The sequence below is a fragment of the Thermotoga sp. genome (assembly GCF_021162145.1).
Lineage (GTDB): Bacteria > Thermotogota > Thermotogae > Thermotogales > Thermotogaceae > Thermotoga.
Map to the genome: position 1 here is coordinate 20,960 of NZ_JAGGZH010000117.1, position 14,005 is coordinate 34,964.

Consider the following 14,005-nt stretch of genomic DNA (forward strand, 5'->3'; position numbering starts at 1 on the left):
CACCCCTCAAAACCAGTTTTTCTTCTCAAGATCCAGCTCGCCCAGTTCTCCTTTCAAAAAGCCTTCAATCTCTTCTTTTGTTATCTCGTCCTCCACGAACACCCTCTTTTCCCTGGGGTAAACCTCGAAGACATGATGAACAATCGGTTTTTGTGAGATCTCCATGGCAAACAGTATCATTTGTAGCGCCTCGTGGATTTCCTCATCGGAATACTTTCTTCTGAGATGGTGGATGTGTCTTTCCATGAGATCGAAGATGTCCTCCTGGGATTCTTCGAGGGCGTTCAGTATATCATCCAAGGCACTCACACTCTCTCCTCCAGCATCTTTTTGAACTCCAGTGCGTTGATCGCCGCCTGGCCTTTGTAACAGTTGTTGAAGAAAGCGTACGTTTCTTTCACCTTCCGGGATATGTTCAGTACATCGTTTAAAAAGGAACTCAACTCTTCACGACTGTAAAGGTAGTTGTATCGTTCTTCCCCTTCTACTTCAAACCAGCGCTCATTTCTTCCATGGAATCTGAAGTAAGCATAATCCGTCGTCACAATCGGTTTGTACGGGAACAAACCTGAGATTTTTGGTGCGTCTACTATCACAAACGTTATCTCCTGCTTCCTCAGGAAATGATACACGTCGTCCCTATCCCAGGAGCGGTGACGAAATTCACATGCAAGATGAAGAGAACAGCTCTCCTTCAATCGCTTCAGGTACTCCAGATTGCTGGAAGAATATTTGAACGAAAACGGGAATTGGGCAAGAGACATTTTCAATCTTCCCTCTTCGACGAGTGGTTTTATCTCTTCAATAAAGTTCTTCATTTCGTCTCTTGGATCCTTTTTTTCTTTCCAGAGGAGGTGCGTCACACTCCCTGGAAGCTTTACGGTAAAATAGAAGTCGGGAGGGGTCTTTCTCAACATCTGAACAAAAGAACGCCACGATGGCTGTGTATAATATGTGAAGTTCAGCTCGACTATTCTGAGCCCGAGTACCGCCCAGTAGTATTTTAAAAACTGAGAGGGTTTCAGATGTTCAGGATACACGGGTCCTCTCCAATCTTCAAAGGAAAAGCCACTCGTTCCCACATAGACCATCCGTCTTGTCTCCTTCCGAAGGAGTGCTTCAATATGTATTGTACAACACACGTGGAGGAATGAAAGATGAAGAAACTCGTGTTTGAACATCTGGACGAAGAAAAGCTCAAAAGACTGGCCGAGGTGATGACGAAGGCTCTGAGAGGAAGAGAGGTGGTCGTACTGTCGGGTGACCTTGGAGCGGGGAAGACAACGTTCGTGAGGGGGATGGTCAGAGCGATCGGGTTGGAGGAGTCAATTGTGAAGAGCCCCACCTTTACCCTCATGAACGTCTACCCTGGAACGAAGACGATATACCATCTCGATCTTTACAGAGTGCAGGATCCTGAGTTTCTTCTTCTAGACGTTGAGGATGTGCTGGAAGGCGAAGAAGGAGTGTTGGTTGTGGAGTGGGGAGACCTGTTCAAAAACTTCTGGCCGGAGGACACGATAAAAGTGAAGATCGAAGTGGCAGATGAACTTTCCAGGAACGTGGAAATCTCAATACCTGAGGAGGTGAACTATCTTGCCGAAGCAATCGAAAGAGACGGGAAGGAGCTTCAGAGTTCTTGAAAAATACGCCAGACAGCAGGAGAGAGATCTCAAAATACCAGACAACCTTCCCTGTATTCCTTTGAGGAACGGTTTGGGAGTCTTCCCTAACACTGTTGTTCCTTTCTACGTTGGAAGAGAAAAATCTCTCATCGCCCTCGAGGAGGCGATGGAGAGGTACGATAGACTTCTTTTCGTTGTTAACCAGATCGATCCATCCGTTGAAAAACCAACTCCCGAAGATCTTTACAGGGTGGGAACGATCGTCAAGGTTCTTCAGATAATGAAACTTCCCGACGACACCTTCAAAGTACTGGTGGAGGGACTGGAGCGGGCTCGCTTGAAAGACTTCGTCTCTACGGATCCTTTTTTCCTTGTGAAGTTGGAAGTGCTGAAGGTAAAATACCGGAAGACAAAAAAGCTGGAGGCATTGATGCGAAGTGTGAAAGATAAAGCGATCAGGTATTTCAACCTCACCAGGAAATTTCCTCAAGAAACCCTGGCCACACTGAGAGAAATGCAGGATCCAAACAGACTGGCAGACTTCGTGGCTTCTATCTTGCCGGTTCCACTCGAGACAAAGCAAGAATTGCTGGAAACAGTTCATCCCCTTCATCGCTTGGAGAAAGTTCTCTCCATCCTGGTGAAGGAGATAGAGATCCTGGAGATAGAAGAGGAAATAGAAAAAAAAGTCAAAGACAGAATAGAAAAAACGCAGAGAGAGTATGTTTTGCGAGAAAAATTGAGAGCCATAAAGGAAGAATTGGGAGCAGAGGAAGAACTGGAGATCAAAGAACTTTACGAAAAGGTTGAAAGAGGTGACTATCCAGACTACGTGAAAGAAAAAGCCATGAAGGAGATCCAGAGGTTGGAGAAGATGTCTCCGTACAGCGCAGAAGCCACCGTCGTGAGAACTTATCTAGATTGGCTGTTGAACCTTCCGTGGAACACCACAACGAGTGACAGGATAGATGTGAAAGAGGCAAGAAAAATTCTGGACAAGAATCACTACGGATTGGAAGAGGTCAAAGAGAGAATCCTGGAGTATCTCATTGCGAGGAAGTTTTCAAAGAATCTGAAGGCACCGATTCTGTGCCTTGTTGGTCCCCCAGGTGTTGGAAAGACTTCCCTTGGAAGGACTATCGCGGAGGCTATGGGCAGAAAGTTTGGAAGAATGTCCCTTGGAGGTCTGAGGGATGAGGCTGAAATAAAGGGCCATCGCCGAACTTACGTGGGTGCCATGCCTGGAAGGATCGTCCAGATAATCAGGAGAGTGGGAACGAAAAATCCTGTCATCCTGCTGGACGAGGTGGACAAGATGGGTATCAGCTTCCAAGGGGATCCCGCTTCAGCTCTCCTCGAAGTTCTGGATCCAGAGCAAAATAAGGATTTCGTGGACCACTATCTGGAGATACCATTCGACCTTTCACAAGTTCTCTTCATTACGACTGCGAATGTGTTGCACACGATTCCCTCAGCCCTCAGAGACAGAATGGAAGTTATAGAGATACCGGGATATTCCGACCTGGAGAAGTATCACATCGCAAAAGATTACATCGTTCCAAGGATTGTAAACCAATACGGTCTGTCCCAGGTGAACTTCACTCCGAGTGCGATCAAAAAGATCATCAGAGAGTACACAAGAGAAGCGGGTGTGAGGAATCTGGAAAGGCTCATAGAAAAAGTGGTGAGAAAAAGCCTCGTGAAGAGCGAGCGGGAGTATTTGAAGATAAGAGTGGGGGATGTAAAAGAATTGCTTGGACCGGCCGTTTACAGAGCAGAAGATGTGCTGGAAGAAGATGCAGTGGGAGCCGTCACTGGTCTTGCCTGGACACCAACAGGTGGAAGCGTTCTTGTTGTAGAGAGCCTTCTTGTTCCAGGTAAAGGGAATCTCATATTGACAGGGTATATGGGAGACGTCATGAAGGAGTCCGCTAAAATTGCACTCAGTGTAGTGAGAAAAATGTGTGGAGAAGAGTGCAGAGATGTTTTTGAAAAGAACGATATACACATACACGTTCCCGAAGGTGCTGTGCCAAAAGACGGACCCTCGGCTGGTGTTACCATTACCGTTGCTCTATACTCTGCTGTTACCGAAAAGAAGGTAAGAAAAGACGTGGCCATGACGGGCGAAATCACATTGAGAGGGAAAATACTTCCAGTGGGAGGCATCAGAGAAAAGCTTCTTGCCGCGAAGAGGGCAGGAATCAAAAAAGTGATCTTGCCTGAACGGAACAGGCCGGATGTGGAGAAGATACCAAAAGAGTATTTGAACGGGCTGGAAATCGTGTTCTGTAGAGAAATAAAAGAAGTTTTGAAGGAGGCAGTACGCGAGTGAAGAAAGACATGTTTTATGTGATCGTTCTGACGATATTTGCATTTCTTTTCATCGTCACGTACTTCTCCTACAGGGCGCTGAGCGAAAGAGTTGAGCGTACAGAGAAGATGTTGAAGGCCTACGAACTTTACATTTTCTCCGATTACGAAAAGTTCGCTGATTACGTTAAAAAAGAAGGGCTGGAAATAGAGGGAATGGATCTTCTGAAGGAGAGAAAGGCACGCTCCCTCCTTGCAGAGGCAAAGGATCTGTACAGGCTTGCCGACTACGGAGAAGCCCTGGTGTTGTTTGAAAAGGCTTCAAATTTGACAGACAGCGAAGAGGTCAAGAAGATAGCGAATTTCTACATAGAAGAGTGCAAGAAAAGGCTGGCGGGTGATTGAATTGAAGGAGTTGAAGCTGCTTCACACCTCAGACTGGCATTTTGGAATCACTTCCTGGAACAGTTCAAAGCCTGTGGATCGCAGGGTTGAGATAAAAAAGGCACTGGATAGGGTGATCGAAGAGGCAGAGAGAGAGGACGTAGACCTTTTCTTGGTAACAGGGGATTTGCTTCACAACAGATCGAATCCCGGTGTTCTTGCCGTGAACGAAGCCATGGAGTACTTAAGAAAGATGCTGAAGATCGCACCAGTTGTGGTGCTACTGGGTAACCACGATTGGCGTGGCTTGAAAGCGTTCGGGGATCTGCTTCAAGTTCTATCGAGTGACCTTGTCTTTTTGAGGCATTACGAGCCTGTGGATGTTGTCGCAAAACGGGGGCAGAAGGTAAGAATCCTCCCCTTTCCATATCCGGAGGAATCGGAAGGACTCGAAGCAAAAATATCAAAAGGAAAAGATTTCTCCCTGTATCTTGAGTCGAAACTGTCAAAACTCCGGGAGGCAGGTAAAGAAGACTTTGCGGTGTTCATGGGTCACTTCACAGTGGAAGGTCTAGAGCCTTACGTGAGTGTTGAGCAAGGAAGGGAGATTGTGATAAACCGAAATCTTATTCCATCCTTCGTTGACTACGTGGCGCTCGGGCACCTACACGGTTTTCGAGTGGTACAGGAACAACCATTGATGGTTTACTCTGGATCCCCTATAAGACTGGATTTTGGTGAAGAAGGAGATGAAAAAGGTGCAGTGCTTGTGGTTGTGAAAAGGGGAAGCGAACCCGATTACAGAAGAATCGATACCGATCCACTTCCACTGAAGACCCTGTTTTACAAAACGCTGGACACCTCTGCAAGGAGAGAAATAAAAGAATTCTGTCGCACCTTTCAAGGTTATGTGAGAGTCACCTACGAAGAAGATCCTTTCAACATAGCTCATGAGATTCTCGGTGAGATCGACAATGTAGTGAAGGTTGAAAAAAGGATCGAAAAAGTGTTTCGAAGCAGCGTGAACGATGTGAGAGAAGAAATATCGAAACTGGATTTCTTCGAGCTCTTCAAAGAGTACGTGAAGATCCGTGTGGAGAATCACGAGAACATCATAAAACTTTTTGAGGAGTTGCTCGAAGAGGTGAGAAAGAATGAAACCTGAAAGACTCGTAGCTAAAAATTTCCTCGGGTTGAAGAGTGTGGATATAACTTTCGAAAGAGGCATCACGATTATAGAAGGTCCAAACGGTGCTGGAAAGTCATCGATATTCGAAGCCATCTCTTTTGCACTGTTCGGAGAGGGTATAAGATACGGAAGAAGCGTTTATGACTATGTGAACACGGGATCTTCAGAAAGAAAGGCCCAGCTGGTCTTCCGTTTTGAGCGAGGAGGCAGAAGATACGAAGTCCTGAGGGAAATAGACTCGAGTGGAAGAAAGAGACATTCTGCTGTCCTTGTTGAAGTGTTGGAAGAAGGGAAGAAAGCGAGGCAAGCAGTGAAAGTGGATGATGTGAGAAAGAAAATCGAGGAGATTCTGGGAGTGGACTCCAAACCTTCACGAAGACGATCTTCCTCCCACAGGGAAAGATCGATGAGCTCTTGAAGTCAACCCCCGGTGAGGTATCCAAGATCATATCAGACGTCTTTTTGGACGAGGATATTTTGAAGAAGCTGGAGGACACACTCAGCAAGAAGGTGAGCGAGTTGAGTCAGGAGATATCGGGTCATGAAAAAGTCCTTTCAGAGATCCTCGGCTACCTCGATGAGTACAGGCTGGAGGATTTGAACAAAAAGCTTGCAGCCTTGTTGAACGAAAAAGAAAGGCTTCTGGACGAGGAGAGAAAGCTCCGAGAAGAAGAAAAGAGGCTGTCTTACCTTGTTGAACGATATCGGGAGCTGGAAGAAAAGAGAAGAAGACTGGAAAAGCTGCTCCAAGAGAAGGAAAAGCTGGAGGAAGAGGTGAAGCAGGAAAGGAAAATAAAGAAGGCAAGGGAACTCAAACCCATTTTTGAAGAGCTACGTATTAGGGAAAGAGAGCAAGCACGCCTTTCCGATGAGATGAGCAGATACAGAGCACGTTTCAACAAACTTCAGGTGGAAAAGGAGAAGGCAATAGAAAGACTTTCGTTGTATGAAAAAAGTTTTTCACAGAAGAGAGAGCAAGCAGAGGATCTTCGCGATGAAATAGAAGAGTACGAGAGAATACTGGAAGGTTCACAACCGCTTGTGGAGAGAAGGATCAGAGTATTTGAGGCCATAGAGCGAATTGAACAGGAAGTGAAGGAACTCCGTGAGGAACTGGAAAAGAGAAGGAAGGAATTCTTTCACCTTGAGAGTATCATAGAAGAGAAGAAAGCAACCCTTCAAGAGACGGAGGAAAGGCTCCTTGAGCTGAAGAAAAACCAGCTGATGTGGTTAGCATATCAGATAGCATCGCATCTGAAAGATGGAGATACGTGCCCGGTATGTGGTGGAAAGTTTCACGGAGAGGCAAAAGCAGTTGATTTTGATCGTGAATATTTCGAGAAACTGGAAAAGGAAAAGGCCATCCTGGAGAGCAAGCTGGGTGTTCTCGAAGAAAGAAGGAGAAATCTTTCAGCATCGATCGAGGAAGTGGAAAAGGCTCTGGCCCACAAAGAACAAATACTGAACGAGTTGGTAGAGGAGAAAGGAACGATAGAAAAAGAACTCGACCGAATCGGGTATAAAGAAGGAATGGAAAGAATCATCAGAGAAAGAAGAAGAATCGTCGAGGAACTCGAGAAAGAATGTAGGGCTCTTTCAGAAAAAGTGGCCTCGGAGAAAGCAAGGATCGAGCAACTCGATGAGCAGATCAGAAACATCCTGAGCGAAATGGAAACAAAGAAAGAGAGCCTTGATGCTTCGAGAAGAGAGTTGGAACGCTTGAAAGAAGATTTTATGAAGAGATTGAAGGACACGGGTTTGAACTCCGAAGAATTCGAGATTCTGGTGAGAGAAGAGCCAAGGAATGTTGAGAGCGCGCTGAAGGCTGTTGAAACGGAGATCTGCTTACTCGAAAGGGATGTTAAAAGCTTGGAAGAGAAGGGATTGAACCCGGAGATAGTGAAGGAGTACGAAAGGGTCCTGGGCCAGCAGGATGAGGTGAAAAGAAAACTTTCCGAGCTAAACAGGGAAGAGGGTAGGGTGCGGCACATAATAGAGGAAGTGAAGACGAAGGAGAAGAAGGGAAAAGAACTGGAGGTCAAATTGCTGGAGCTGAAGAAGAGACTCGAGGAGTTTGGACTTTTGAAAAGGCTTTTGTTCCGTAAAGACGAGTTTTACTCGTACTTCACGGAGAAGGTGCTCGAAGCTGTTTTAAAGCGAACCAACTCCTATTTAGAGGTGTTAACGGACGGTCGGTTCAAAATGGATTTCGTTTCCAGCAAAGGATTCGTGATATATGACAGAGGGATCGAAAGGCTAGCAAGCGGGCTTTCCGGAGGAGAGAGTTCCCTGATAGCGATTTCTCTCGCCATGTCTTTAGCTGAAGTTGCTTCCGGCAGACTCGACGCATTTTTCATAGACGAGGGGTTTTCAAGCCTCGACGTCGAAAACAAGGCGAAGGTGGCCTCTGTTTTGAAAGAACTGAAAAAACTGAACAAAGTGATCGTTCTGATCACGCACGACAGGGAATTCTCGAATGCTTTCGAGAGAAGGCTGAGAATAGAAGAAGGGGTTGTCGTATCGAATGAGTGAGGAAAGGAGAAAAAAAGAAGAACTGATAGAGAGGATTATCAGGGAGAAAGGTGAAGAGGCGTTTCCAAAACTGGTTGAACTTCTGGAGGATGAGGATCCAGAAGTGAAAGAAATCGTCGCGGAGGTGTTCTACAGATTCGGAGACAGAGCAAGAGAATTTCTCTTCAACGAAATTCAGAAGAGAAGAGAAAAAGGCTTTGAAAAAAACGACATCACAAACCTCTACATAGTAGATATCCTAGGAGATCTCGGAGAAAAAAGGATGAAGAACATCCTCTACGAGCTCATGGAAAAATACGACTCAGAGGAAGCTTTGCTCGTGATATACGAAGCGTTGGCGAAGATAGGTGAAGGAGAAGTGTTTCTACCGGAGCTGGAGTATCTCATGTTCGAAGATAGCTACAGAAAAGAGCTCTGCGAACAGGTGGCCATGGTCCTAGCGCACATTCCAAACGAGAGATCTCTGAAGATACTCCTGAAATCCATGAAAAGCAACGAATTTTCCGAGGATCAAAAAGAGTTCTTCAGAAGGGCGGTGGAGATGATTCTGTACAAAAACCCAAAGCTCGTCTCTCTTATCAATGAAAGCGAAAGAAAGGAGCTGGGATTATAGTCAGACCTGTGGTCGCGGAGAACATCAAAAAATCCTACGGTAAAAAGCGGATCCTGGAAGGGATTTCCCTTTCCGTGAAAAAAGGAGAATCGCTCGGGATCGTTGGGAAAAATTCGGCGGGCAAGACAACTCTTCTGAAGATCCTTGCAACCATCCTGAAACCGGATGAAGGAAGGCTGTTCCTCTTTGGAAAAGATGCCCTCAAAGACCTCAGAAGTGTTCGCCGAAGAATAGCCTTTGTTCCGGAGTTCCCCTCCCTTTTGGAAGAGCTCTCTGTTTACGAAAACCTGGTGTTCTTCTCTCAGCTCAAAGGCACTCGAGTGAAGAATTCGCTGATATCGGAGCTTATGCTGGAATCTTTCTTGAACACAATCGTTCAAAACGCTTCAAAGGGAGTAAAACAGAGACTGGCGATTGCAGTGGCACTTCTCGGCGAGCCTGAACTGGTGATCCTGGACGAGCCCACCAGCGGATTGGATATAGAATCTGCAGGCGTTGTGAGAGATATGTTGAAAAGATTGAAGAAAGAGGGTATCACAATAATCGTTTCTTCACATATAGAGGAGGATATAAAAAGCGTATGTGACAGGATCCTCTTCATCAACAACGAACACAGGGGGGAAGGACAGTGAACGAGATTGTGATGAAGAAACGCCTTGCGGCGGACGTTTTTGATTTTTGGATTCACACACCCGCAGTATCGAGGGAAGCAAGACCGGGGCAGTTTGTCGTTGTGAGATTACATGAAAGGGGCGAGAGGATCCCACTTACCATTGCAGACACAAATCCAAATGAAGGAATCTTCAGAATGGTGGTTAAGGTAGTGGGGAAAACAACTCATGAGCTCTCGTTACTCGAGGAAGGAGAGAGCATACTCGACGTGGTAGGTCCCCTTGGAAATCCAAGCGAGATTCGAAACTACGGAAACGTTCTACTCGTTGGGGGTGGTGTTGGAATAGCCACTCTCTATCCAATAGCACGGGCGTTGAAAAAAGCTGGAAATCGTATCACAGCGATTCTTGGTGCAAGATCAAAAGGCTATTTGATAATGGCGGATGAATTTGAGGAGATATCAGAAGTGGTACTGGTAACAGATGATGGAAGTGCGGGAATGAAAGGAGTCGTCACCGATGCCATGGATTTGCTCCTCAAGGAACGATCTTTTGATTTCTGTTGGGCTGTGGGGCCGACGATTATGATGAAATTTTGTACATTGAAAGCGATGGAGTACGGGGTTCCAATCTGGGTTTCTCTGAATCCTATAATGGTCGATGGTACGGGAATGTGTGGAGCGTGCAGGGTAACGGTGTGTGGAAAGATAAAGTTCGCGTGTGTGGACGGACCGGAGTTCAGAGGAGAAGAAGTGGACTGGGATGAGCTTTTGAAAAGGCTTTCTCAATACAGAGAACAAGAGAAGTTATCGTACGAGAGATTCTTGAAAACGGCAGGTGAAACAGAATGAGGAAAAAGAAAGTACCTATGAGGGAACAACCTCCAGAGGTCAGAAAGAGGAACTTCGAAGAAGTTGCTCTGGGTTACTCCTTGGAAGAGGCGATTGTGGAAGCTCAACGATGCTTGCAGTGCCCAACACACCCGTGTGTATCTGGATGTCCAGTGGGGATCGACATTCCAGGATTTATAAGGGAGATTCGGGAAGGGAGATTGGAATCAGCCTACAGGATTTTGAAGAGCTACAACAACCTTCCGGCCATCTGCGGAAGAGTTTGTCCGCAGGAAAGTCAGTGTGAGGCAAGATGTGTTGTGGGAAAGATGAAGGACAGCGAACCTGTTGCAATAGGAAGGTTAGAAAGGTTCGTGGCAGACTGGGCGGCTGAAAATCTCGAGGAAAAGGTGGAGAAAAGTGCTGGTCAGAAAAAAGAAAAGGTCGCCGTTGTGGGTTCCGGTCCCGCGGGTCTCACTGCCGCAGCAGATCTTGCAAAGCTTGGTTACAAAGTGGATGTTTTCGAAGCCTTTCATAAACCGGGGGGAGTTTTGGTCTACGGCATTCCGGAGTTTCGTCTTCCAAAGAAAATCGTTGAAAGAGAAGTGGATTACATAAAAAAACTTGGGGTGAACATCTTCCTCAACACGGTCGTGGGCAAAACCCTGAAAGTTGAATATCTCCTCAAGGAGTACGATGCCATTTTCATAGGAACGGGTGCGGGAACACCGAAGTTCATGGGAATTCCTGGAACGAACTTGAACGGCGTTTACTCTGCAAACGAATTTCTCACGCGTGTGAACTTGATGAAGGCCTATCTCTTCCCAGAGTACGATACACCAGTTCGGGTTGGAAAAAGGGTCGCTGTGATCGGTGCTGGAAACACAGCGATGGACGCCGCAAGAAGTGCCCTGAGACTTGGGGCAGAGAAGGTCTTTGTTGTCTACAGAAGAACAGAGAAGGAAATGCCGGCCAGATTAGAAGAATACCATCACGCGGTCGAAGAGGGGATAGAGTTCCTCTGGTTGACTCTTCCCGTTCGCTACCTTGGAGATGCTAACGGAAATGTAGAAGCAATGGAGTGTGTGAAAATGGAATTGAAGGGAGTTGATCGTTCTGGAAGGCCAAAACCGGTTCCCATAGAAGGAAGCAACTTTCTGATAGAAGTCGATATGGTAATAGAGGCCATTGGACAGGGTCCCAATCGGGTGCTACTCTCTGAGTTCCCGGGCCTCGAACTGAACGAGCGAGGATACATAAAGGCGGATGAAGATACCGGTGCCACCAGTGTGAGAGGGGTTTTCGCGGGAGGCGACATCGTTACAGGTGCGGCAACAGTTATAAGGGCAATGGGAGCAGGAAAGCGAGCAGCCCGATTCATTCATTCTTATCTGGCGGGAGAATGGGATCCATGGGGACAGAAGTGATCTTCATCTTCGCAATGGATCTCACGGGAAAGATAGCATCTCATCTTACAAGTTGGAACTCAAGGGAAGACAGGGAGTACTTCAAAAAGATTACTCAGGACATAGGAAACGTCGTCATGGGTAGAGTAACATTTGAAGAAATTGGAAGGCCTCTTCCCGGCAGATTGAATGTTGTACTTTCCCGAAAGGAAAGGGTTTCTACTGAACCGAACCTGGTCTTTATGAACGGATCACCTGCGGATGTGGTAAAATTCCTGGAAGAAAGAGGTTTCAAACAGATCGCCATCGTAGGAGGAAAGACCGTGTTCACTGAATTTCTGAAAAGCGCTCTTGTGGATTTCCTGTTCGTCACTGTGGAGCCCTATATTCTCGGAAGAGGAATCTTTGCGTTCGATGAGTTTGAAGGCTTCTTCCCTCTGAAACTTTTGGAGGCAAGACGATTGAATAAAAGAGGAACAATACTTTTGAAATATTCCTTAGAAAAGTCGCACCGATAGGTGCGATATTTTTTTGAGAGGGGGTGCGTGAAACTTGAAAAGGGACTTTCTTGGGCGCTCTCTGGCAGTCATCGAAGATCTGAGTGTCGAGGAACAGATGTTCCTGTACGAGAAAACGCGAGAGTTGAAGCAAAAGTGGCACGAAAGAAAAGATGTCTCGGATTTCAAAATAAAGAAGAAAAACGTGGGAATATACATAGTCTTTGTGGAGCCCAGTACCAGAACGAAGGAATCCTTCATAAACGCGGCGAAGTTTCATTCCGGACCGAATGTAAAGGTGAACGTTTTCGATTCCGAACACTCTTCTTTCAACAAACAAGAAAGTTATGTGGACACCTTCTCGATGCTGACAAGCTACAGCGATTATTCCATTTTCGTGGTGAGGACCAGATTAGAAGGTGTCTGCAGGCTTCTGGAAAGAAAAGTTTCGGAGTTTGCCGTCAGAAACAACATAGAAATTCCATCTTTCATAAACGCGGGTGATGGGAAACATGAGCACCCCACTCAGGAGTTGCTCGACGAGTACACCTTCCTTGAGCAGAACAATTTCGACAACACTTTCATCCACGTTGCCTTGGTTGGTGATCTTTTGCATGGAAGAACAGTGCATTCCAAGGTGAACGGTCTCAAGATATTCAGGAGCGTGAAAGTGGATCTCATAGCCCCTGAGGAACTCAAAATGCCGGAGTACTACATCGAAAAGATGAGAGAAAACGGCTTTGAGGTGAGAGAATTTCACTCCATAGAGGAGTACTTAAAACAAAAAGACATTGCAAGGGTATGGTACTTCACACGTCTTCAATTGGAAAGAATGGGAGAAGACATCCTGGAGAAAGAACATCTTCTAAGAGAGGCGGTCACGTTCAAAAAGGAATATCTGGAAAAGTTACCGGATGGGGTGAAATTCTACCATCCACTACCACGACACAAACTCTACCCCACCATTCCAAGTTTTCTTGATCCACTTCCTCTCAATGGATGGGAAACTCAGGCCAGAAATGGATACTGGGTGAGGATAGTGCTTCTCTCTATGTTTGGAGGTGCTATCGAAGCGCCTTTTGATACATCGAGAAAACAGATAAAGCACGAGGAGGACTTCATCATTCCGGCTCCAATAACACACGGTAATAAAGGTGTACAAAAAGATGGAAAGAGAGGAATAAAACCTATCGATAACGGAACCGTTATCGACCACATTGCCAAGGGGAAAACACCAGAAGAAATATACGCTACAATTGTTAAAATAAGAAAAATCCTTCACCTCTACGATGTGGACAGTGCTGATGGAATCTTCAGGTCGAGTGATGGTAGTTTCAAGGGATACATAAGTCTTCCAAATCGCTATCTCTCCAAGAAGGAAATCAAGAAACTCGCGGCAATATCTCCCAGCACGACGGTGAACATCATAAGAAACAGTACAGTTGCAGAAAAGTACAGGATAAAACTCCCACCCACGATCTATGGCTTTGAAGAACTGAGGTGTAAAAACGAAAGCTGTATAACGAACCCCGCCCACGGGGAAAACGTCTCTCCCTCCTTTGTGAGAAACAAAAAAGGACAGTTTGTCTGCGAGTACTGTGAAACCCCCCATTCGTTTGAAGAGATATGGAGCATCTGAAAGTCCTATCACCCAAATGAAAAGCAGGGGACTTCCCCTGCTTTTATTATTTACGCCTGGTGGTTTCCATGCCCAGGCACTGGAGCGCTCACAAAAGAGACGGTCTGGTACGTTGCAGGTTCATTCTGTTTCCATACCTCTAAGGAACTATTGAAACTCTGTCTCAAGGTGTGCGAAGATCAAACACCGGCTTTGGTTTCCATACCTCAAAGGAAGTATTGAAACTGAATTTTTCCATCACCGGTAATTGCATACTCCGTATCTACCTCTACATGCCTCATACAAACATCACCTGCTTTGTGAACAATCGGAACTAATCAGGTTTTTGTGAATAAAACTTTACTAGATCACGATCTGATAAAAATA

The 14,005-nt window shown here is 46.0% G+C and carries 14 protein-coding genes; 12 read left to right on the forward strand and 2 right to left on the reverse strand.

Features of this window, described 5'->3' with window-relative positions; genetic code table 11:
- Positions 1 to 6: 6 nt before the first annotated feature.
- On the reverse strand, positions 7 to 309 hold the full coding sequence (locus J7K79_RS07480) for a hypothetical protein (protein ID WP_296907052.1): 303 nt from the start codon (positions 307 to 309) through the stop codon (positions 7 to 9).
- Positions 306 to 1,091 (reverse strand): DUF72 domain-containing protein, encoded by a 786-nt coding sequence (locus J7K79_RS07485; RefSeq protein ID WP_296907055.1) that lies wholly within the window; start codon positions 1,089 to 1,091, stop codon positions 306 to 308. Before J7K79_RS07485 ends, J7K79_RS07480 begins: the two co-directional genes overlap by 4 nt.
- 66 nt (positions 1,092 to 1,157) lie before the next feature.
- On the opposite strand from J7K79_RS07485, the gene tsaE reads away from it, so the two are divergent.
- The 12 genes from tsaE to J7K79_RS07545 all read left to right on the forward strand — a co-directional run bounded on the left by tsaE (position 1,158) and on the right by J7K79_RS07545 (position 13,639).
- The gene (tsaE, locus tag J7K79_RS07490; RefSeq protein ID WP_296907057.1) at positions 1,158 to 1,643 is read left to right on the forward strand and encodes a tRNA (adenosine(37)-N6)-threonylcarbamoyltransferase complex ATPase subunit type 1 TsaE; all 486 of its coding nucleotides are present in this window, start codon (positions 1,158 to 1,160) and stop codon (positions 1,641 to 1,643) included.
- A complete protein-coding gene (gene lon, locus J7K79_RS07495; protein ID WP_296907060.1) occupies positions 1,597 to 3,960 on the forward strand; it encodes an endopeptidase La in 2,364 nt (787 codons plus the stop codon). The genes tsaE and lon overlap by 47 nt, the downstream gene beginning before the upstream one ends.
- Complete coding sequence (locus J7K79_RS07500) at positions 3,957 to 4,343, forward strand: hypothetical protein (RefSeq protein ID WP_296907063.1); 387 nt, start codon at positions 3,957 to 3,959, stop codon at positions 4,341 to 4,343. The genes lon and J7K79_RS07500 overlap by 4 nt, the downstream gene beginning before the upstream one ends.
- On the forward strand, positions 4,336 to 5,487 hold the full coding sequence (locus J7K79_RS07505; protein WP_296907067.1) for an exonuclease SbcCD subunit D: 1,152 nt from the start codon (positions 4,336 to 4,338) through the stop codon (positions 5,485 to 5,487). The genes J7K79_RS07500 and J7K79_RS07505 overlap by 8 nt, the downstream gene beginning before the upstream one ends.
- The gene (locus J7K79_RS07510) at positions 5,477 to 5,929 is read left to right on the forward strand and encodes an AAA family ATPase (RefSeq protein WP_296907069.1); all 453 of its coding nucleotides are present in this window, start codon (positions 5,477 to 5,479) and stop codon (positions 5,927 to 5,929) included. Before J7K79_RS07505 ends, J7K79_RS07510 begins: the two co-directional genes overlap by 11 nt.
- On the forward strand, positions 5,926 to 8,043 hold the full coding sequence (locus J7K79_RS07515) for an SMC family ATPase (protein ID WP_296907072.1): 2,118 nt from the start codon (positions 5,926 to 5,928) through the stop codon (positions 8,041 to 8,043). The genes J7K79_RS07510 and J7K79_RS07515 overlap by 4 nt, the downstream gene beginning before the upstream one ends.
- On the forward strand, positions 8,036 to 8,656 hold the full coding sequence (locus tag J7K79_RS07520; RefSeq protein WP_296907075.1) for a hypothetical protein: 621 nt from the start codon (positions 8,036 to 8,038) through the stop codon (positions 8,654 to 8,656). The genes J7K79_RS07515 and J7K79_RS07520 overlap by 8 nt, the downstream gene beginning before the upstream one ends.
- Before the next feature lie 74 nt (positions 8,657 to 8,730).
- Entirely contained in the window at positions 8,731 to 9,288 is a 558-nt protein-coding gene (locus J7K79_RS07525; RefSeq protein ID WP_296907078.1) for an ABC transporter ATP-binding protein, read from the forward strand.
- Positions 9,285 to 10,118, forward strand: a complete 834-nt coding sequence (locus tag J7K79_RS07530; RefSeq protein WP_296907081.1) for a sulfide/dihydroorotate dehydrogenase-like FAD/NAD-binding protein — start codon at positions 9,285 to 9,287, stop codon at positions 10,116 to 10,118. The genes J7K79_RS07525 and J7K79_RS07530 overlap by 4 nt, the downstream gene beginning before the upstream one ends.
- Positions 10,115 to 11,524, forward strand: coding sequence for an NADPH-dependent glutamate synthase (gene gltA / locus J7K79_RS07535; protein ID WP_296907083.1), 1,410 nt, complete (start codon positions 10,115 to 10,117; stop codon positions 11,522 to 11,524). Before J7K79_RS07530 ends, gltA begins: the two co-directional genes overlap by 4 nt.
- Positions 11,509 to 12,021: a dihydrofolate reductase family protein gene (locus J7K79_RS07540; protein ID WP_296907086.1), complete on the forward strand. Its 513-nt coding sequence runs from the start codon at positions 11,509 to 11,511 to the stop codon at positions 12,019 to 12,021. The genes gltA and J7K79_RS07540 overlap by 16 nt, the downstream gene beginning before the upstream one ends.
- Before the next feature lie 34 nt (positions 12,022 to 12,055).
- Entirely contained in the window at positions 12,056 to 13,639 is a 1,584-nt protein-coding gene (locus tag J7K79_RS07545) for a bifunctional aspartate carbamoyltransferase catalytic subunit/aspartate carbamoyltransferase regulatory subunit (RefSeq protein WP_296907088.1), read from the forward strand.
- The last annotated feature ends 366 nt before the right edge of the window (positions 13,640 to 14,005 follow it).

Coding starts and splice junctions, on each gene's coding strand:
- J7K79_RS07485 (WP_296907055.1), bottom strand. CDS start 1,091: ATGGTCTATGTGGGAACGAGTGGCTTTTCCTTTGAAGATTGGAGAGGA.
- tsaE (WP_296907057.1), top strand. CDS start 1,158: ATGAAGAAACTCGTGTTTGAACATCTGGACGAAGAAAAGCTCAAAAGA.
- J7K79_RS07510 (WP_296907069.1), top strand. CDS start 5,477: ATGAAACCTGAAAGACTCGTAGCTAAAAATTTCCTCGGGTTGAAGAGT.
- J7K79_RS07520 (WP_296907075.1), top strand. CDS start 8,036: ATGAGTGAGGAAAGGAGAAAAAAAGAAGAACTGATAGAGAGGATTATC.
- gltA (WP_296907083.1), top strand. CDS start 10,115: ATGAGGAAAAAGAAAGTACCTATGAGGGAACAACCTCCAGAGGTCAGA.
- J7K79_RS07540 (WP_296907086.1), top strand. CDS start 11,509: ATGGGGACAGAAGTGATCTTCATCTTCGCAATGGATCTCACGGGAAAG.